The organism is Vibrio sp. 10N.247.311.47 (genome assembly GCF_041467535.1).
Taxonomy (GTDB): Bacteria; Pseudomonadota; Gammaproteobacteria; order Enterobacterales; family Vibrionaceae; genus Vibrio; species Vibrio crassostreae_C.
This window is the reverse complement of the sequence record NZ_JBFSUR010000005.1, coordinates 141,049-160,917: the sequence shown is the minus strand read 5'-3', so window position 1 is coordinate 160,917 and position 19,869 is coordinate 141,049. Positions and strand designations below refer to the sequence as shown.

At 44.8% G+C, this 19,869-nt stretch carries 16 protein-coding genes; 8 read left to right on the top strand and 8 right to left on the bottom strand.

The features are described from left to right. Positions 1 to 64 precede the first annotated feature (64 nt). Together AB6E51_RS05495 and AB6E51_RS05490 are read right to left on the bottom strand one after the other, a co-directional pair. Positions 65 to 1,288: an HlyD family secretion protein gene (locus AB6E51_RS05495; RefSeq protein WP_017066494.1), complete on the bottom strand. Its 1,224-nt coding sequence runs from the start codon at positions 1,286 to 1,288 to the stop codon at positions 65 to 67. Next, entirely contained in the window at positions 1,282 to 1,632 is a 351-nt protein-coding gene (locus tag AB6E51_RS05490) for an MFS transporter (RefSeq protein ID WP_017061787.1), read from the bottom strand. The genes AB6E51_RS05495 and AB6E51_RS05490 overlap by 7 nt, the downstream gene beginning before the upstream one ends. 133 nt (positions 1,633 to 1,765) lie before the next feature. Here AB6E51_RS05490 and AB6E51_RS05485 point away from each other — a divergent pair, with 133 nt between their 5' ends. Further along, the gene (locus AB6E51_RS05485) at positions 1,766 to 2,773 is read left to right on the top strand and encodes an AraC family transcriptional regulator (RefSeq protein WP_017061786.1); all 1,008 of its coding nucleotides are present in this window, start codon (positions 1,766 to 1,768) and stop codon (positions 2,771 to 2,773) included. A 10-nt stretch (positions 2,774 to 2,783) separates the two neighbouring features. Here the strand turns inward: AB6E51_RS05485 and AB6E51_RS05480 are convergent, their stop codons facing one another. Both AB6E51_RS05480 and AB6E51_RS05475 read right to left on the bottom strand, forming a co-directional pair. Continuing rightward, positions 2,784 to 3,734, bottom strand: a complete 951-nt coding sequence (locus AB6E51_RS05480; protein ID WP_372058065.1) for an urea transporter — start codon at positions 3,732 to 3,734, stop codon at positions 2,784 to 2,786. Positions 3,735 to 3,816: 82 nt separating this feature from the next. After that, positions 3,817 to 4,476: a pyridoxamine 5'-phosphate oxidase family protein gene (locus AB6E51_RS05475; RefSeq protein ID WP_017061784.1), complete on the bottom strand. Its 660-nt coding sequence runs from the start codon at positions 4,474 to 4,476 to the stop codon at positions 3,817 to 3,819. 90 nt (positions 4,477 to 4,566) lie between these two features. Here AB6E51_RS05475 and AB6E51_RS05470 point away from each other — a divergent pair, with 90 nt between their 5' ends. Beyond that, complete coding sequence (locus AB6E51_RS05470) at positions 4,567 to 6,024, top strand: PLP-dependent aminotransferase family protein (protein WP_372058064.1); 1,458 nt, start codon at positions 4,567 to 4,569, stop codon at positions 6,022 to 6,024. Positions 6,025 to 6,070: 46 nt separating this feature from the next. On the opposite strand, the gene yjeH is transcribed toward AB6E51_RS05470, so the two are convergent. Beyond that, complete coding sequence (yjeH, locus tag AB6E51_RS05465) at positions 6,071 to 7,342, bottom strand: L-methionine/branched-chain amino acid transporter (protein ID WP_372058063.1); 1,272 nt, start codon at positions 7,340 to 7,342, stop codon at positions 6,071 to 6,073. Between the two features lie 254 nt (positions 7,343 to 7,596). Between yjeH and AB6E51_RS05460 the strand changes: the two genes are divergently transcribed. The 3 genes from AB6E51_RS05460 (at position 7,597) to AB6E51_RS05450 (ending at position 9,714) form a co-directional block, all read left to right on the top strand. Continuing rightward, the gene (locus AB6E51_RS05460; protein ID WP_017061781.1) at positions 7,597 to 8,058 is read left to right on the top strand and encodes an Lrp/AsnC family transcriptional regulator; all 462 of its coding nucleotides are present in this window, start codon (positions 7,597 to 7,599) and stop codon (positions 8,056 to 8,058) included. Continuing rightward, positions 8,052 to 8,972 (top strand): LysR family transcriptional regulator, encoded by a 921-nt coding sequence (locus AB6E51_RS05455; protein ID WP_017061780.1) that lies wholly within the window; start codon positions 8,052 to 8,054, stop codon positions 8,970 to 8,972. Before AB6E51_RS05460 ends, AB6E51_RS05455 begins: the two co-directional genes overlap by 7 nt. Positions 8,973 to 9,099: 127 nt before the next feature. Next, the gene (locus AB6E51_RS05450; protein ID WP_017061779.1) at positions 9,100 to 9,714 is read left to right on the top strand and encodes a LysE family translocator; all 615 of its coding nucleotides are present in this window, start codon (positions 9,100 to 9,102) and stop codon (positions 9,712 to 9,714) included. A 393-nt stretch (positions 9,715 to 10,107) separates the two neighbouring features. Here the strand turns inward: AB6E51_RS05450 and AB6E51_RS05445 are convergent, their stop codons facing one another. After that, positions 10,108 to 11,271, bottom strand: a complete 1,164-nt coding sequence (locus AB6E51_RS05445; RefSeq protein ID WP_372058062.1) for an alpha/beta hydrolase — start codon at positions 11,269 to 11,271, stop codon at positions 10,108 to 10,110. Positions 11,272 to 11,324: 53 nt separating this feature from the next. Continuing rightward, a complete protein-coding gene (locus AB6E51_RS05440; protein ID WP_017061777.1) occupies positions 11,325 to 11,555 on the bottom strand; it encodes a hypothetical protein in 231 nt (76 codons plus the stop codon). A gap of 273 nt (positions 11,556 to 11,828) precedes the next feature. Between AB6E51_RS05440 and hcp the strand changes: the two genes are divergently transcribed. After that, complete coding sequence (hcp, locus tag AB6E51_RS05435) at positions 11,829 to 13,490, top strand: hydroxylamine reductase (protein ID WP_017068651.1); 1,662 nt, start codon at positions 11,829 to 11,831, stop codon at positions 13,488 to 13,490. A 101-nt stretch (positions 13,491 to 13,591) separates the two neighbouring features. Beyond that, a complete protein-coding gene (locus AB6E51_RS05430) occupies positions 13,592 to 14,647 on the top strand; it encodes a 2Fe-2S iron-sulfur cluster-binding protein (RefSeq protein ID WP_371720947.1) in 1,056 nt (351 codons plus the stop codon). Positions 14,648 to 14,886: 239 nt separating this feature from the next. On the opposite strand, the gene AB6E51_RS05425 is transcribed toward AB6E51_RS05430, so the two are convergent. Further along, complete coding sequence (locus AB6E51_RS05425) at positions 14,887 to 16,323, bottom strand: glyceraldehyde-3-phosphate dehydrogenase (protein WP_017061774.1); 1,437 nt, start codon at positions 16,321 to 16,323, stop codon at positions 14,887 to 14,889. 966 nt (positions 16,324 to 17,289) lie between these two features. On the opposite strand from AB6E51_RS05425, the gene AB6E51_RS05420 reads away from it, so the two are divergent. After that, a complete protein-coding gene (locus AB6E51_RS05420; RefSeq protein WP_065585008.1) occupies positions 17,290 to 19,854 on the top strand; it encodes an ATP-binding protein in 2,565 nt (854 codons plus the stop codon). Positions 19,855 to 19,869: the final 15 nt, after the last annotated feature.

Below are 19,869 nucleotides of genomic sequence, written 5' to 3'. Positions count from 1 at the left end.
AAACAAAAAGCCCGTGCGATCTAAGAGCGCACGGGCTTGGGTATTGTTTCACCAATAGGAAGTATTAGATGGAGTAGAAGAAGTACAGTTGAGACTTCATTCTAATGATGATCCCGCGTATTACGTCTAGGAACGCCATAAAGCTGATAGGCTTCTCACCGCTTACCCACGCTAATCCGACAGAGCCAACAGGAATATCGTAACCCTCTGCCTCATCAATTTTTAAACGAACAAAGTGGTGCTTGTTCTGAAGGTTTTTGCCTGTGGTAACACGAACCTGCTCATCGATACCCAGCAAACTTGCTTGCGCTTCACCAGTGGCTTCTACAATGCCTTCTACGGTTGCAGAGAACACTTTTCCTGGGTATACCGCTGTCGCAAATTCCGCAGGTTGACCGACCTTAATATTACGAATCGCTTGGTGGTTAACTCGCATCAGCACGTACTTCTCTTCGGTATACATCTGGATACGAGGCATCATTGAAACACGCTGACCTTCACGAAGAATAAAGTTCGTTACAAAGCCGTCAGTCGGTGCCGTGACTTTGGTGCTGTTCAAGTCCCATTGTGCTTGTGCCAGTGTTGCCTTTGCTGAATCGACCTCAGTTTGCTTCTTGCTCACATTGGTTTCAGCTTTGTGGATGTTCAACTTCGCATTCTCGGCATCGACTTCTTTCTTGCTAAGCTGGGATTCCAATGTCGTAACGTTATACGTCGCTAAGTCTACCTTTGCTGTTTGTTGGTCGATGTCAGTTTCAGTGATCGTATGTTCTACCACTTTGTTTTGCTTCTGGTAACGATCAAGCGTCTTTGACTGCAGTACTAAGTCTGTTTTAGCCGAATCTATTTGTGCGACTGAAGCTTTGATGTCTTCAAGCGCCGATTGATAGCTGACTTTTGCAATGCTCACTTCTTGACGAGCTGTGTCTAAAGCGACCTCTGCAGACTCAAGTTGAACGCTGGCTTTGTCTCTTGCGATGACATATTTAGTGTCATCAATTTCGTAAATTAGCTGTCCTTCAGTCACATCCTGGTTTGGGTCGATGTGGACTTTGGAAGTTTTTCCCGACACATTAGTTGAATCGGGACGCAGCTGAATATGTGGAGACTGAACCACTGAGCCTCCCGATAGATCCATCGGAGTAAAATTGAGTAGGCCAACCCATACAAACAGCAACCAAGATGTACCCCCTAGGTACGCAAACGCCTTGGTGCCTTTGTTCCAAGGCATACCAACAAGTCTGAGTAAGTAAATGAACAGTGCCCAAATTGCCAAGCCTTCTAACATGTTTGGCTCTCCTCATCTTGCTTGTCGGAAGTTGTTTGCTCCTTGGTTGTGGTCGGTGACTTCCATGTGTCTCTTAGATTGATGATGGCTTTTTCCATATCAACGAAGGCCAAAATTACTGCTAGTACCCATACCCAGTGCCATACAAAACCAATCCATGTTAATGCGGTGATCAAACCGAGTTGTTGATGCTCTTTACTGTGAGCCTTGTTGATTGGTAATTCATGCACACGCCAGAAGCCGTAACATGCAGCAGCGATGGTTGCGACTAACACTACGCCTGCAACTACGTGTAGTGCGGTATCTGCGTCTGTTCCGACAAATGGGACACTAACTAAACTCATTGATATACCCTAGGTTAAATTGAGCACCGAGTGTTATTGATATCAGATTTAGAAGTTGATAATTTACCAATTACTTTAATAATGATGTCATTATGATTTGATCTGTAATAGTGACTTCTAAGTATGGTGGCTAATGAACAATTGTAACTTCTTAAGAGCATTGGGTATTTTGGGTATTTACCAATACGCAACGACTAATAAGGCTGTGAATACTGAGCAATTAGGTATTCCTAAATCGGTGTTTAATAACCCGATGAACCTTATCCCCGTAAGTGAAGTGGACAAATGGTATGGCTTACTTGAACAACAAACCGGTGATTCCGATATTATCTTGAAGCTGGCTGATAGAGTGGATATTGAAAGGCTAGGTCCTCTCTCTAACTGGTTTTTCTCGGGGCACGATCTGGCGTCGTCTATACGCCGAGTTAACATCGGGTTGCACTGTTTGCAGTCCGGGGCTTTTCTATATGGCGCTCAAGTCGGTAATTTCATCAAATGGTGCTACGACAATCCTGCTTATACTGAGGTGGGTAAAGTTCATGACTCAATTCGAGTTGCCATCTTTATGATGAAGATATTAAGGCGTTACTTGGGAGACGACTTTACTCCCGCAGCCGTCTCTATCGCAGGTTATCGCGAGAACACTCAACTCTATCAAGAGTATTTTGGGTGCAATATTCAGTGGGGCCAGCCACGAACTGAAATCTGGATACCAAGCCAGTCGAGGTTATCGAGCAATCAAGCCCCTTCTAGCGGCAAGATGAGCTTGGCAATGAACTTTCATGACTTAGATAATTACCTCAACATGCCTGATGCCGCGGATGAGCATAAGGTGACCTATGAGATGATCAATTACAGTCGCCATTTCGGCCTGCCAACACTGCATAAAGTGTCGAGTTTGCTTGGGTTATCTGAACAGCAATTTCAACGTCGATTGCATAACTTAGGCATCAACTTTTCTACCATTATGGGCTATGCGTTAAGTAATGTGGCGGTGGAGTTGTTGATGTATTCAGTGCCAATAGATAAAGTCGCGACGAGGCTCGGCTATACCAATGTCGCGAGCTTTAATCGGATGTTTAAGAAACATCGAGGTTTGACACCCAAGCAATATGTTGAGCGCCTAAAAACTGGCCTGTAACTATTCAGAGCTAACTTATGGTTCGTTTATGGATCAGGCTGGACAAGTAAACCATCCCCCAAGTACTCAAAATGAAAGGGGCGGTGAGTGGTAACAGTGACAGTTCATGAAAACCAAGTGTGATGAGACAGCTTAACAGCATGCCTAATAGGATTAACGGCCAACGGATTCGCGGATAGGGCACAAGTGCTAAAGTGGCAAGAATGGCGTTGTACCCGTAAAGACCTTGGGCTACCAGTTCGTTAGAAGCGCCAATCAACCCGCTAAATACGGTGCTAATTATTACTGCGAGCATAACCCAAATGGCATGCTTGATATTGTTGAGTGCGATGGCGACTAAGATAACGAGCCCCGACAACGCATTTTCGATGAAGCTGACTTGGCTTATCCCTTTTAACAACGGGATCACCACTGTTGGCAGGTTGAACCACGAGTTAGCCTCAATACTGATGAGTGGCATCAGTGCGGAATCAGGTGCAGAAAACGCTGACAGCTCAAAGGTTGATTGGATAATATAAATCAGCCAAGTGGTGAGGATAAAGGCGCTAGTGTAACCGCGATATTTCTCAAAACTGAATACGATGTGGGCAATCGGCACCGTGAGTAATGCACCTAACGCAGTCACTAAAGCCAATAATGGTGTCACACCAAAAAAGTTACCGATAAATAAACCAATCAAAGCGCCATTTAGCGCGTACATTCCACTATCAATGTCGTCAACTGACTTGTTGGTGTTGGTGTTGGTGTTGGTGTTGGTGTTGGTGTTGGTGTACATATAGCCATAGAAAGCTAATGCATAGCTGCAACTGGCGCCAAGTAAGGTAAGAAAAGCCAGCGCCAGTGACTCAATAGAAATGGCAAGCAACAGCAAAGTCGACGTCATGATAGACGGTGTGAAATAGACTTGCCCAATGCCATTGAGCAAGCCTTGAAACGGCAGAATATCCTTGTTCGTTTTCATCGTCTGATTACATTATTGAGTCATGTTAAATTTTTGTAATTCAGATTGTATACAATTTTATCAAGTTCACCATCTTCGAGTGTTAATTCTGATACCAGCGTTCACCATAAGCTTGTTGGTAATCTGGTGTTTCAATGATGCCTTCTTGTTCTGGAACGGTTTCTAACGGCCCAACAACAGTTCTATAGGGTAATACGCCAGCCCAAACTGGAATGTCCATATCGGCTTTATCATCATTCACTCCATGTTTACCAATCTTCACGGAAGCTTCTGTTAAAGGTATCGCCAACAACTCGGTCGCAGTGAGTTCTTTTTCATTACTGAGCCTCACTTCATCGGTTCTGCCCGGTGCGATTTGCTCAATAAAGATATTCAACAAGCGATCCTTTTCTTGATTGTCATCGATGACTGAAAATGACCCCAATACCACAGCAGAACGATAATGCGCACTATGATGAAATGCCGAACGAGCCAGCACCCAACCATCGAACAAGGTGAACGTTAAACAGGTTGGTTCTCCCTTTTTTAGTCCTTTTAGTAGGCGACTGTTTTTAGCTCCATGAATGTAGACTATATCACCCACTCGCCACGCGAGCATCGGGATGACCATTGGTCCTTGTTCGCCCTGCAATGCAATGTGTGCGATTAAGCTCTCATCAATAATTTGGTGCAGTTTCTCTTGTTCAAATACGGCTTTGTGAGCCCCTTTTTTAATCGTGGTTCTTTTCGTGTTAGATAACATAATCGCTCCTTAATCATTGCCTTTTGATTAATGTAGCGATTAACTGGTCTATTAAATAGAGCCACTTTTAAACACTATTTGGATCCAGTTATGCAGCCTATCGATGTCGGTGATCTACAGTTAGACGAACAACACGGCACGCGTCAAACCGCCTTGTTCCACGCGATAAGAGAGAAGATCGTTCAAGATTTATGGAGCAAGGGCAGTAAGTTACCTTCAACACGTAAGTTGGCTGTCGAGTTATCGGTGAGTCGAAATACGGTGATTTATGCGTACGAACAACTGGTTACTGAAGGCTATATCGAGAGTAAGCAAGGCTCAGGGTTTTATGTCTCGGTTGAACAACCAGAACACTTTCTAAGTTTGTCTAAGCCAAACAGTGTTCAGGATCCGAAGGTCAAACAAACAGTCAGTAAACCGAGTACAAACATAGCGACACCTAACGACATTAACCGCAGGTTTGCCCCAGGAGTTCCTGACTTAGATGCGTTCCCTTTTGCGAAATGGCAGAGGTTGCTGCAACGTCACTCTACACGTCAGAACATTGCGGGCAATCAAGAGGTTCAGGGAAGCTCAGCCTTGAGGGAAGCGTTGAGTGGGTATCTTGCAAGCAGTCGTTCCGTTCATTGTAATGCCGACAGAATCATCATCACCGCAGGTGCGCAGCAAGCCATCTCAATCGGATTAATGGCAACGTTAGCGATGGGCGACAAAATCCTCGTGGAGGAACCCGGTTATCGACAAGTACATAAAATTATCGATCTGTTGAGACTAGAGTTAGAAGGTGTAAGTGTGCGTGAAAAGGTGGGGCTAGATATTGAAAAAGTGTTGTCCAGTAACGCTAAGGCTCTGTATGTCACACCGAGTAACCAATACCCAATGGGCACGACTTTAAATACTGAGCAACGCCTTAAACTGATCGACTGGGCCAATCAACATCAGTCATGGATCATTGAAGATGACTATGACAGTGAGTTCCAGTTTGCTCATCGCCCTTATACCTGCATGCAAGGGTTGGCGGGAAAGTTGGGGTTCGATGATCGCATCATCTATGTCGGCTCTCTGAGTAAGGTTATGTTCAATGGCCTTCGATTAGGGTACTTAGTGGTACCAGAAAGTCTGGTGGCGAAGTGTCTTGAGATCAAAGACGCGCTTACTGGAGACACGGCGTCCCACACACAGGAAGCTTTGGCGGATTTTGTTCGAGAAGGCGACTTGCTGCGTCATATTAGAAAGATGCGTCGGTCATACAAACTCAAGTATGAAGCCATGATAGAAGCGATTGAAAGCGAGTTTAACGGTGATCTTGAAGTGATCAGTCAGGCAGCAGGGCTACATGTGACCGTGAAGTGGTATCAAGGTATATCTGAGACTGAATGGAGTCATAGAGCTGAGCTTGAAAATATCATCATTCGTCCGTTTGATTTTTATGAATATGGATCAAGTGATGCTCGTGATTGGAGTGGGGTGGTGTTGGGGTTTGGAAATATCCGATTGGCTGACATAAAGCCGAAGATCAAACAGATCGCTCGGCTTTTTTATCAGTAATATTGGTAGGGCTTGTTTACCATTTTCTGATTCATCACGAATCGAGTTACAACTTGTCGATAGAGACGGTGGGTTTACCTTTACCTAGCCACTTCCGCCAAGGGAGTGACAATGTCACAAAAACAGTCACAGCATAGAGCATCGACCAACTTAAACAGATAAACACCAAGGTACAGATGACCAATGAAAGCATGGCAGTGTATCTAGATGCGCCTGTTAGTAATCGGCAAGCGGCTAACATTGCGAGCAGATAAACCAGAACAAAAATACCGTTGGCGAGCTTGAGAAAGAACTCAAGGTCTAAATTAGACAGCTCACCAATCACACACGAAATAAGCACGACAAAGCCAATTGCTAACGTTGGGTAGAGCGGTACGCCGCGGCTGTTCAGTTGAGCCATTCGACTTGCAGGGATGTGTTGGCGGGCCTGAGCCCAGATCATCCGAGACAGGCTTTGTGTGTAAAGGTTTAGGCTGGCAAAGCAAGCAAAGAACCCCAGCACGCTGATGACGGTTTTGAAGCCATTACCAAACAGTTGTTCTGTTACCCAAGGGATGGATGCGGCATCGAATTCAGATGAACCGAAAGCACCCAGCTTAAGAATCACTACTGAACAAGCCCAGTACACTAGCCCCGCAACAAAACAGCCTGCAATGATGGCGATTGGGAAGTCACGTTGTGGATTTTTGAATTCCTCTCCCATGTGAGCAAAAGCTTCTATTCCGACAAAGCACCAAAACATGACAGCTAAAGCAGCGCCGATAGACCACATTGAATTGGATGAGATGGCAGGAAGAGCAACATCGGTTGCCGTGATGTCGGCTTTCCAAACAAAAGCGCTGACTAAGGCAAAAATCGACAATGCGATCACGGTTTGCAGTCGGCCAGAAGATTTACTGCCCATCAAATTGACGGCAATAAGCAGGGCGACGGTAAAGGATTGAGCACCAAGTGGTGTATCGAGAGGTGCGGGTAACAATTGTTGAGCAAAACCACCAGCCAGTGCAATGGCCGCTGGAATACCGACAGGAATAACACTCACAAACAACCACGCCACGCTTGTTTCTAATCGCTCGCTAAACGCCTGGCGCACAAAATAGGCAGTACCACCTGCATTCGGGTAGCGTTTTCCTAATGATGCGAAGGTCAGTGCAATCGGGCAAATAGCGATAAACAGGATTAACCAAGCGAGAAGAGACAACTGTCCTGCAATGCCTGCTGCGATCGCAGGGATCATAAATAATCCAGTGCCTAGCAAGGTCGTCGAGAGTTGTCCGATTCCTGAAATAAGCGTGATTTCTTGTTTGAGTTGTGTCATTCGCTCTCCTAGCTATTTGATTCTGGTCACGGTCTTCCAGTAACTTTCTTCTGGTGTGTGAGAAGTTATGATTGAGAGCATACATTGTTGACATCAATAATACAGCTAGCGAAACGTCGTAAGACACCGTCATTTTAACGGTATTAATCCGATTCAGTGTGAAAGTGTCGGCTGTCAGAATGGCTGTTATAAGTAGGAAAGTTGTGTCAAATTAGGCGTTATAAATAGAACAATAAATGAAAAGAATCAGAAGCATGGATAAATTTGATCGCCAGATTTTGGATATTCTCAAAACCAATGCACGATGCTCAGTGAGCGATATCGCCCGAGATGTCAGCCTCTCGCGCTCAGCGGTGAACGCCAGAATCAAGAAACTGGAAAGCGACAAAGTGATTACGGGCTACTGCGCTCAAGTGGCAGAACCCAACCAAACGAAGAATGTGTGCGCTTATATCTTGTTGAAGTTCGACATGTCGAGTAGTGACCATAGTTGTGAGTCTTACGCGAAACAAATCCAGAGTATTGATGAGGTGCAATGGTGCCACTCTATTAGCGGTGAGACAGATATGATGTTGTACGTGGAAGTGGAAAGCATGGAGAGCTTGAACCGAGTTCGCGATCAGCTGCAAAGTTACCCGGATCTTCGCCACTTAATGACTCATACGGTTTTGACCGAGTTTTTCAACAAACAGAATGCGACGGTGCATTCATGTTAGGCAATATCAACTTAAACCTACTGCGTTCACTGCATGTACTTCTTGAAGAGTGTCATGTGAGCCGTGCCGCCCAACGTTTGCATATCACACAATCCGCGGTGAGCCGTCAGCTCAGCCAGTTACGTGATTTGTGTGGCGACCCTTTGCTGGTCCGTGACGGCAACAAACTGGTGCCGACCAACCGTGCATTGCTACTCAAAGGTAAACTCGACGACCTGCTTGGCGAGTTTGACCACCTGTTAGATGATAAACCCTTCGAGCCGCAAGACTGGCAGGGTGAATTGGTGTTGTCTTCGAGTGATTATGTCGCTCAGTATATTCTTCCTGTGATTGTGGCAGAGGTGTCTGCTGAAGCGCCGAACATTAATCTGGCTTATCGATTGTGGCAGCCAAACTACCTTGAAGCACTGAACGAGTCTGGGATTCATTTGGCTTCCAGTATGTTTCCCACAAAGCCAGAACATGTCTCAAGTATCAAACTTGGTGAAGATAAGTCGGTGTGTTTGATGCGAAAGTCGCACCCGCTGGCTCAACAAGCGGTTTTGAGTGCAGAAGATATTGTTCACTACTCTCACATCAAAGTGACGGGTGGTGGAGATAAAGACAGTTACGCGGACATAGCATTGAAGAAGCAAGGGCTGAAGCGAAGAGTGGCTTTACAGGTTCCGTTCTTTTCATCTGCTGGTACTGTGTTATTGCAAGACGACTATCTGATGATCGTGCCAGAACATATCGCCTATAACCTAGGTCGACACCTCGATACTACCTACTTTTCGTTGCCATTTGATACGGAAATGCATACCTATTGGTTAATGTGGCATCCTAAATATGACAACGACTCTGCCCACAAATGGGCGCGAGAAAAAGCATTCCAAGCCATGCAAAAGTCGAGTTACAATATCAGTATGACTTGAAATCATAGGTGTGATGATAATCTTTGATTTCAAATAATACCTCCTGCGAATTATGGTAAGTGCCAAGTATTGAGTATTAAGCGTAGAGCGTTCAGCTGGAACGCTTTATTTTATTAGGAATGGAATGATGACAGTAACAATTTGGTTTTCTTTATTAGCGATTTGCTTGTTGGGTGCAATGTCTCCGGGCCCAAGCTTGGCGATGATCGCTAAACACAGTTTGGCTGGTGGCCGTATGAACGGGCTTATCGCAGCTTGGTCACACGCTGCTGGTATCGGTATTTATGCGTTCGCAACCATTGTTGGTTTAGCCGTTGTGCTTGAGCAATCCCCAATGTTATTTAAAGGTATTAGCTTAGCGGGGGCTGCTTATCTGCTTTATCTTGGTGTTAATGCGTTACGTTCGAAAGGTGGTGTTGCCGCGAAATTAGAAGCGGGTGAAAAGATGAGTTACATGCAGTCTGCTCGTGAGGCTTTCTTGATCTCTATCTTGAGCCCAAAGATCGCATTGTTCTTCATCGCTCTGTTTAGCCAATTTGTAGCGCTAGGTAATGAACTGACCAATCAAGTGATTATTGTCTCAACGCCGCTGATTGTCGACGGCCTTTGGTACACCTTTATCACCTTGGTACTGTCTAGCCCGTTGATTGTTGAACGTATTCGCTCGAAAGCTCAGTTGATTGATCGACTATCTGGCGTGGTGCTGATCCTGCTTGCTGTTCGCGTGGTGTGGACGATATAGCAGTAAACGATAAGAATAAGTAACTAGGGTCTGTTAACTTTTAGTGGTTAAATTTTGTTCGAGATAGAATCGTTTTAGGCGCGGCAAGGAGTATGTAGCCTAGTCATTCTAAGTTAATACTTCTTAACAAAGCATAAAACGATTCTAGCCGAACCCTTCGGGCAGCCTTTGTGGTTCATTTCTACTGCGTTATCGGCTTCTCATGTAGGCTAGCTACACTTCAAAGCCTCTGCCTTGTAGAAATTTCCCACAAAGTGCTGCAAAAATCAGCTCTAAAGGTCAACAGACCCTAGACGTTCACCAGAAACGACACTCATTAAAAAAGGCTCACTAGACGTTATCTAGTGAGCCTTTTTGATTTCTCTGGATTAGCTTTTGGAAGACTTGAGCTTATTAGCCTTCAGAGTTCAGTACGGCATCTAGCTTCGCCATCGAGTCTGAGAAGTAGGGGTTGTAGGTCAAACGCGCATGGTTCTTCCCTTCTTCACGATAGCCCCAAGCTGAGTACCAAACCTCACTGGTTGCATTGCATTGTTCTTCAAACCCTTCTGCCTGACCATTGGAGCAAATCTTCTCGCTACCATTGATTCCGTAATAAGGGTTGTTTGGTGAGAACAGTAAGCCCATGTGAGAGCCGTTCGAGATGCGTTGCTCTGGGATCTTCATGCTGTACTGAACAGCGCGAGGATCCTCGAGAGTCGTCTCTCCTTGCCAAACCAACACATTGTTTGGATTCGGCATAGATTCAGTAAAGGCTTGCTGAACGTAGTTGGTGTCAATCACGCTGTCGTCTTCACTCATCATAATAAAAACTGGTTTATCGAAGTGTTTATCTTGTAAGTCACCACGTACGACTTCTGATGTCTCGTAGTAAACCGATGCACCATTCATTGGCAACGAGTTGTAACGCAACACATTGTCTTCAGGATCTTGATCCGCCCAAGTGACAAAGTAGCTTGCTAGTCCCGCGTATTGAACGGCAGACGAGCTCGGTTGAAACGCAGGTGAGAACAGCAGTAACCCAGAGATCTTTGGATCGTTCATCGCCTGTGAAGTCACGAGGTTCGCGCCGGTTGAATAGCCGCCTAGCCAAACAGAATCATACTCTTGCTCAAGTAACTTCGTATGATGAGCCACCACACCTTGCCAATCTTCTAGGCTCGGCTGCATTAAATCACCCACGCGACTGCCGTGACCCGGAAGTAATACGGTTCTCACTAAGTAACCTTGCTCTGCCAAATGGGTAGCGATGTCTTTAAATGAGTAAGGTGAGTCGCCTAATCCATGAACCAATAATACCGCCTTGCCGTTTGGCGAGGTTGGTTGATACTCGGTTGGTGAATTGAGTTGGATCTCGAGTTGCTTGTCTTCCGTCATGAACACGCGGTTTTTCAATAACCAATCTTGTGTGTCATTGACGTAGGCATCAAAGCTGTCTTGCTGATAGCTAGGCAAGTCTGGAGATGTTTCGTAAGCGGGTATCGGTGTCTCGTTGGAACAACCAACGAGACTTAAAGTCGTTAAGGCCAGCAGTGCTAGGAGGGGCTTTCTTTGCATTATGTAATCTTGTCTCTGTTGTGCTTTCACTATGTCTGAAACTAAAGTTTAGGTTACTTTTTGCTTGAAAGGTCTTCGTATTCACCTTCAATAACACCGGCATCATTGGTTGATGACTGACGAGTGTTCATATGAGCTGCGAAACCTTGTTTCTTCATTTGATTCTGAATGCGCTTGCCAGTAATTAAAGCTGCAATAGCTAAAGGAATAGCAAGGATCAAGCTTGTGAATAACGCCAAAAGGCCAGTAAACAATGCAACAATCGTAACTAATATATTTTTCATATTCATTCCTCTTTTTCTATGTTGTTACTTTATCGCTTCTATTCTGAACGAAACATGAACGCCGTTAATAAATCTCTGAGAGTCACTATGACACGGATGTGTGCTGTTAGGGAGTTTATATGTAGTCATAATCACGCACTAAAAACATGGAATAAAACTAAGTTTAATAAAATCAATATGTTAAAAGTTGGCACGCTTGATGCTCTATAGGGGTTGGAATAAGTCACTGTAAGCAAAGTACTTACAGTTAATAAAAATTACTGGAGCCCTTATATGTTCTGTATTCAATGTGAACAAACAATTCAAACCCCAACCGTAAAAGGCTGTTCTTTCGCACAAGGTATGTGTGGTAAAACTTCGGAAGTATCCGACCTTCAAGACGTGTTGGTGCATTCTCTTCAAGGTGTTTCTTTTTGGGCCAATTTGGGCCGTGCGTGTGATGTTATTGATACTGAAATCGACGAGTGGGCGCCAAAAGCGTTTTTCGCAACACTAACCAACGTTAACTTCGACCCTGCTCGTATCATCGAATTCGCACAACAGTCCCATGAATTCAAGCAGCGTTTAGAGCAACAGGTTCGCGCGGCAGCGACATTGATTGGTTTTGAGATCCCAGCGCTTTCTGCTGCTGCTCAATTCGACCTTCCAACGGACTCTTCAGAGCTATTGGCGCTTGCCCCTCAAGCGGCGGTAAACCGTGGTCACGACTCTCAACACGAAGATGTGATTGGTCTTCGCCTTCTTTGCCTATACGGTCTAAAAGGTGCAGCAGCTTACATGGAGCACGCACGTGTTCTTGGTCAAACTGATAATGCTATTTTCGCTGAATACCATGAAATCATGGCGTTCCTAGGTACAGATCCATCAGACCTAAAACAACTGTTAGATACGTCTATGCAGATCGGCTTAATGAACTACAAGGTCATGGAAATGTTGGATAAAGGCGAGACAGATACCTTCGGTCACCCTCAACCAACAACCGTGAATGTGAAGACGAAGCGAGGTCACTGTATCCTTGTTTCTGGTCACGACCTGCATGATCTAGAAAAGATCCTTCAACAAACGGAAGGCAAGGGCATTAACGTTTACACCAACGGTGAGATGCTACCTGCACACGGCTACCCTGAACTAAACAAGTACCCACACCTTGCGGGTAACTACGGCAGCGCTTGGCAGAACCAGCAAAAAGAATTTGCGAACTTCCCAGGTGCGATCGTAATGACATCTAACTGTCTGCTTAACCCAGATGTGGGCTCGTACGCTGACCGCCTATTTACGCGTAGCATCGTAGGCTGGCCGGGTGTTGCTCACCTTGAAGGTGACGATTTCAGTGCAGTGATCGATTGTGCTCTTGCGCAAGAAGGCTTTAAGCATGACGAGATCGAGCAAATGATCACTGTCGGTTTTGGTCGTAACGCCTTGATGGAAGCAGCGCCTGCGGTTGTTGAACAAGTGAAAGAAGGCAACATCAAACACTTCTTCCTAGTGGGTGGTTGTGACGGCGACAAATCTGAACGTAGCTACTACACAGATTTCACAGCTCAAGCGCCAGAAGATTCAGTAATCCTGACATTGGCATGTGGTAAATTCCGTTTCAACAAAAACCAATTCGGCGACATTAACGGTATTCCACGTCTGCTCGATGTTGGCCAATGTAACGATGCATACTCAGCGATTCAGCTTGCTCTTGCGCTGTCTCAAGAGTTTGATTGTGGCATCAACGAACTACCACTAACACTTGTTCTTTCTTGGTTCGAGCAAAAAGCGATCGTTATCCTGCTTACTCTGTTCGCACTGGGTGTGAAAGGTATCTACACAGGCCCAACAGCGCCTGCATTCCTAACTGAAAACCTACTAAAGATTATTCAAGACGAGTTCGATATGCGTTCTATCTCAACGCCAGAGCAAGATCTTAAAACAATCTTAGCGGCTTAATCTAAGCCCACTCCCAAGCCCCGTTGTTGCTGTTCTCTAGGAACGTGCAGCGGCGGGGCTTTTTAGATTTAATTCTTTAGTATCAGTGAGGTGTGTGAACTATGTATGCATGGTCGGATAGCGATTCAATCAATTTAGTGTGTTTAAAGAAATGGCACGAGACGCCAGATACGGTCAGCTTTGAGCTTGGCAGTATTCCACAAGATTTACATTTCAATTTTAAGCCCGGTCAGTTCATCACCTTGGGTTTAGATATGCCGACGAAAACGGATTACCGTGCTTATTCCGTGGCTTCTTGCCCCGAAGATAACCGCCTGAAGTTGACGGTCAAGCGTGTGGAAGGTGGCTTGGTTTCGAACTTTATTGTTGATGAGCTTGATGAAGGTGACGAGGTTTCTGTGTTGAAGCCGGCAGGCTCGTTTAACTGTATTGATTGCATGCCAACGGCAACAAAGAAAGTAACGCTAGTGAGTGCGGGCTGTGGCATTACACCCGTAATGGCGATGGTAAAATATTGGCTGTCTCAAGACAGTGACATTGAGATTGATTTCGTCCACATGGCACGCAACAAGCTTGAGACTATCTACTTTCAAGAACTTCATCAGCTCGATGAATCACATGCGAATTTCAACTTAAAACTGCTGTTAAAAGACAACGAAGGAACAACCGCCCCTCAAGGTCGTTTAGATAAAAACTGGTTGGTGAAACTGAGCCCAGATATCTTAGATAGAACGGTTTACCTGTGTGGGCCTGTCGGCTTCATGCAAGATATTGAGAGTTATCTGAAAGAGCTTGAGTTCAACATGGATAACTTCTATCAAGAAAGCTTTACTCCTGCTACTCAGGATGCTCAATCAGAAGCGTCAAACGCCGAAATTGCTGACGATACGAATAGTGCTGTTAAGGTATTTGTGCCTGCGTTCGGCGCTGAAGTTGAAGCGGAAACTGGCACACCATTGGCGGATTCATTAGAAAAAGCAGGCGTTCCAATTATTATCGCTTGTCGTAGTGGGATTTGTGGTTCGTGTAAATGCAAAGTGACCAAAGGATCTGTGGAATCAAGCAGCCAAGAAACATTGACGCCAGAGCAGATTGAACAGGGCTACGTGCTTGCATGTTCAAGCTCGATTCAGTCAGATGTTGAGGTTGAGTTATAACAGACGTAAAGCTGTGCAAGAGTGATGAAGACAAGATCTTATTATAGCGATAAAAGTTAGGGCGCTAGATGTAAAAAGGCCACCTAGATCAGTTAGAGAGAGCAGATCTAAGTGGCAACCCTCTTGTTTATACGGGGGAGTAAAACAAAAGGGGTTGCGAAGTCCATACAGACTTCGCAGATATAGTTATTATGTTGTGGAGCTTGTTGCGATGGACGTATCTACAAGAGCGAAGTTAATTAAACTTCTGGGTATGTCTTGTAGCGTACACCCATCATCTGTTCCATACAGTGAACAACTTGGCAGCTGTAGCCAAACTCGTTATCGTACCAAATGTACAGCACGGCACGGTTGTCTTGTGCGATAGTCGCCACACCGTCAACCACACCTGGGTGACGAGAGCCAACCAAGTCGGTAGATACAATCTCAGTCGAGTCTGTGTAATCAATTTGTGCAGACAAAGCAGAAGACAGCGCCATTTCACGCAGGTACTCGTTCAACTCTTCTTTGTTTGTGCCTTTCTCAAGGTTTAGGTTCGCAACTGCCATTGAAACGTTTGGCGTAGGAACGCGAATCGCATTACCTGTTAGCTTACCTTCCATTTCCGGCATCGCTTTTGATACTGCTTTAGCAGCGCCAGTCGATGTCAGTACCATGTTCAATGATGCAGCACGACCACGACGATCACCCGAGTGGAAGTTATCGATTAGGTTTTGATCATTGGTAAATGAGTGCACCGTTTCGATGTGACCAGACAGCACGCCAAACTTGTCGTGAACCGCTTTCAATACTGGCGTGATTGCGTTAGTAGTACAGCTTGCTGCAGAGATGATGGTGTCTTCTGGCTGAATAACATTTTCATTCACACCAAATACCACGTTCTTGATGTCGCCTTTACCAGGTGCAGTCAGTAGCACTTTCTTCGCACCGTTACACGCAACGTGTTGGCTCAGGCCTTCCGCGTCACGCCATACGCCTGTGTTATCAACCACAAGTGCATTTTCAACACCGTAAGCCGTGTAATCCACTTCTTCTGGTTTGTTTGCGTAGATAACTTGGATGAAGTTACCGTTAACGATGATCGCTTTGCGTTCTTGGTCTACAACAATGCTGCCGTTGAATTGGCCGTGTACAGAGTCACGACGAAGCAGGCTTGCACGTTTTTCTAGGTCGCCATCTTTGCCGCCGCGTACAACGATTGCACGTAAACGCAGTGGGTACCCCGGGCCACTTTTCTCGATCAACAGACGAGTTAGCAGTCGGCCAATACGACCAAAACCGTACAATACAACGTCACGAGGTTCTGTCATTGCATCGCCTTCAAGCGATTCGATAAGTGCAGTTTGTAGGAAATCATCCAACCCATGTGTGTGTTCGCGATCTTGCCAGAATGAATGCGCAAGGCGACCAACATCAATACGACATGGAGATAAGTCCATAGAGAGAAGGTGTTGAATAATAGGTTGAGTCTGTTCTGCTGTAAGAGGAGAACCAGTGTAACGTTTTGCGATGCGGTGAGCTTTGATGATGTCGATAGTTGTCGCGTTAACTAAGGTCTTACCAAAGAGGATAACTTCTACGCCTTTTTGACGGTATAACTGACCTAAAGTTGGAGCGATGGATTCAGCAATGGTTTGACTAGTTTGCCAATCTAGGAGGTGCTTTTCGGGACTCATCTTTACTCGGGACCTTTCACGTTAAGTTTCTGCATTCATGGCGGTTGTAGGGAAGCCAATCAGCATAGGGGATTTGAGGCATCAGTCTGTGGTCTTTATTGCCACTTAAATGTGCTGATATACCTTGTGTGCAACTTGTAATTTTTATGTGGCAGGATTGTAAGGTACGACGGGTTATTCTGCTAGGAAAAATAAATGCAGACAAAACATCTGTAAATTGGCTTTATATTAGCCATAAATCAAGATTTGAACGTCGATAAAGACTATTGACTTTAATAATCTGTAGCACTTATTTTTCGTCAAAAAATACTCAATTCAAAGGATAATATGTAATACAGGTCATATTGAACATTAAAGGTGTGATCGCTAACTCAAGTTACACGTAAACAGTAAACGATAAATAAGGGAATTAACGAGTATTGATGTTTGACCTTTGAATAAGCCTAGCTTGAGTGTGAAAAGTGCATCACGCAAACGATTGGATGTCACAATTTTAACCTAACTATCCACTTTGTTAGCACGCAGAGTCATTATTCACAGTCTAGTTGAGCCGCAGAATGTGGATGTGTACTTGTTATGCCGGTGATAATAACTGGAGAAAACGTCTTTTGTTTACATTTTGCTCACTAAAACCTCGCTTGCTTACATCTCATTTGTAGAAACCTCCTCGAGTAGACCTCTCTCACGTAACGTTCACTTGTCTAAAATCGGCTTGTCTCAATCTCACTTAGTAAAGCAGACTCCTCCGCTTTAAAGCCCTGTTTTGGATGCCTGTTGATTCTAATTTTTCGTTCTGGGCTCAGAGTATCATTTGTTCATATCCAATTTGATCAATAACCCCCTGTTAATGTCCTATTCTTAATTTGGGCTAGGTAAATTACTTTCGGGAAGGGAGTCGTTATAAAAATGATAAATATGTCAATTAGATGGCGTCTTATTTTTCTTTCCACGGTTTCTGTACTCATTATGTTCGGGTTTACAGTGAATGAAGTGCTTAAGAACGATGAGAAGATGAATCACCTTGAAACAACGCGTATTAAGGTCGAAGCGCTTCAATTTTTTAATACGGTTTCAAGTGATGCTTATCGATGGTTGGTGCTGTCTAATGATTCCCCTGAGAAAGGTCAGTTGCTTTTAACACTGCAATCAGAACTGGATAGACTGACTCAGTATGGAATGCGACTTCAACGGTTCGACAGCAATTGGAGTATTGACCCTCAGTTAGCTGAATTGAAAAAGTTGTTGATGATCCTAGCTAGTACACCTGAAACGACAGACAGCAGAAAATTGACAGAGCGCGCTTTCGACTTGTTAAAAGACGTGCTGATGGAGCTGTCCGAATATCGCATGGCCTTAGTCGATGGCAATATTGGTCAAGCGGAAGCGATGTTTATCAATCTTACGCATTATGTGTTTTGGACTCAGAGAGAAGCGTGGTTAAGCTTCAGTTTGTATCGCTCGCCCGAGCTAAGAAATCAATATTTATTGAGCTATGTAGGTGCGCTAGAGAGGCAGCAACAGTTGCTTGATACATTTTTCCGCTCTGATACTCGTTCACCTGAAATTAGGCAACTGCTAAACGCGGTCGCCAAAGATGATTTTCAAGACAAATTTATATCTCGAATCCTCAAAGGGGACTTTTCATCACCCGAAATATATCAACACTTGAAAAGCTTAGAGGTTAAAAAACGGGCTATTTCAAACGCGATTGGCGCTTACACCAATCAAATACAGTTTGAACTGACCAAGAATATCGCGTTGCAGAAAAGGCAAACCTTGGTCATGACGTTGCTTATACTCATCGCTTCTGGTGTTTTGATGTGGCTTGGGGTTGCGACATCTCTGCGCTTAAACAGAAACCTGTCGATTATCTTGAAAGGTGTGTCGGAATGCGCTGATAGCTACGGCCAGCCAAAGGTGATTCGTATCCAAGGGAACGATGAGCTTGCCGAGTTCACTGAAACCCTAAATCGAGTGATGGAACGCAACTATCTGCACAACAAAGAGTTGATAACAGCAAAAGAAGACGCGATTTCGGCTAACAAAGCCAAAAGCGCATTCTTAGCAAATATGTCACATGAAATACGCACGCCACTTAACGGGATCATTGGCATGGCTGAGATCTTATCTCAAAGCCAACTGAGCCCAAATCAACAAGAAGTACTGGGGGATATCGAATCGTCTTCTCACTCTTTACTGGTGCTGCTGAATGACATACTCGACCTGTCTAAAATCGAGTCGGGTAACTTGATGTTGTCACCACACAATGCTGATTTGCGAGAAGCGGTTTATGACTCTGTGAGTGTGATTCAGTCGAAAGCGATAAGTAAGGATATTGAGCTCGACATCAATATCGATTATCAAACGCCGTCACAACTGTTTTTCGATGAGTACCGCGTGAGACAGGTGCTGACCAATCTGCTTTCTAATGCCATCAAATTTACGTCTAAGGGCACAATTACAACTGACATTGCTTATACACCTATGTCTATGGGCAGGGGCAAGCTTGAATGCAGCGTGTCTGATACCGGGATTGGGATTGAGCCCGAGAAGTTAGAGTCCATATTTGAACCTTTCACTCAAGAAGATGGCAGCATTACCCGTCAATTTGGCGGTACGGGGTTAGGGCTTGCGATTTGTCGACAGCTTGTTGATTTGATGGGTGGTTACATTACCGCGCGTTCAGTGAAAGGAGAGGGCTCTACATTCACTTTTTGTTTGTATGTCGATGTTGTAGAAGCGCCTGTTCAAACTTTCGATAACCTGAGCCGAGCGACCATCATCTCGAACTCTTTCAATTACCTCGATCAGCTCGTTAAAGAGTGTGAGCGTTTGAATGTTCGAGCCAATGTGGTGTCATCCATTGCTGCTCTTAGTGAAAGTGTAAAAGAAAGTGACTTCATACTTTATTGTCATACCTTGCACCACTCTATGGAAAAAGATCTTGCGACGTTGAAGGTGATATATCCTCTTGCTCGCGTCATCGTTTGTCAGCATCACCTATTTAAAACCAACCTAATCAGAGAAACGGTCCACTCGACTCATACCTTGCCATTCTTGGGCCGACGTTTCTTAACCAGCTTACAATCTCTCGATGTGGGCGAAGAGCAAACGCCTCAAGTGGAAGCAAAAGATGAAGAAGTTCGCTCTCTGAATCGACGCATTTTGATCGTTGAAGACAATCTGATGAATCAAAAAATAGCGAGCTTCTTCCTTGAGCAAGCGGGTTATGAATATTTGATTGCCAGTAATGGCCAAGAAGCGGTGGATGTCATCACCCAGGGTGCTCAGTTTGATGCAGTCTTAATGGACTGCATGATGCCTGTTATGGATGGCATAACGGCGACTCGTGCGATACGTCAGTGGGAAGCCGATCAACAAGTCACACCATTACCCATCATAGCTTTAACCGCCAGTGTTCTAGAAGAAGACATCAAAGATTGTTTTGAAGCCGGTATGAACGCCTACTTACCTAAACCCTATAAATCTCACCAGCTGTACGATCTTTTCAGTAGCCTTGATATTGTCTAGGGCTCCCGTATCAAG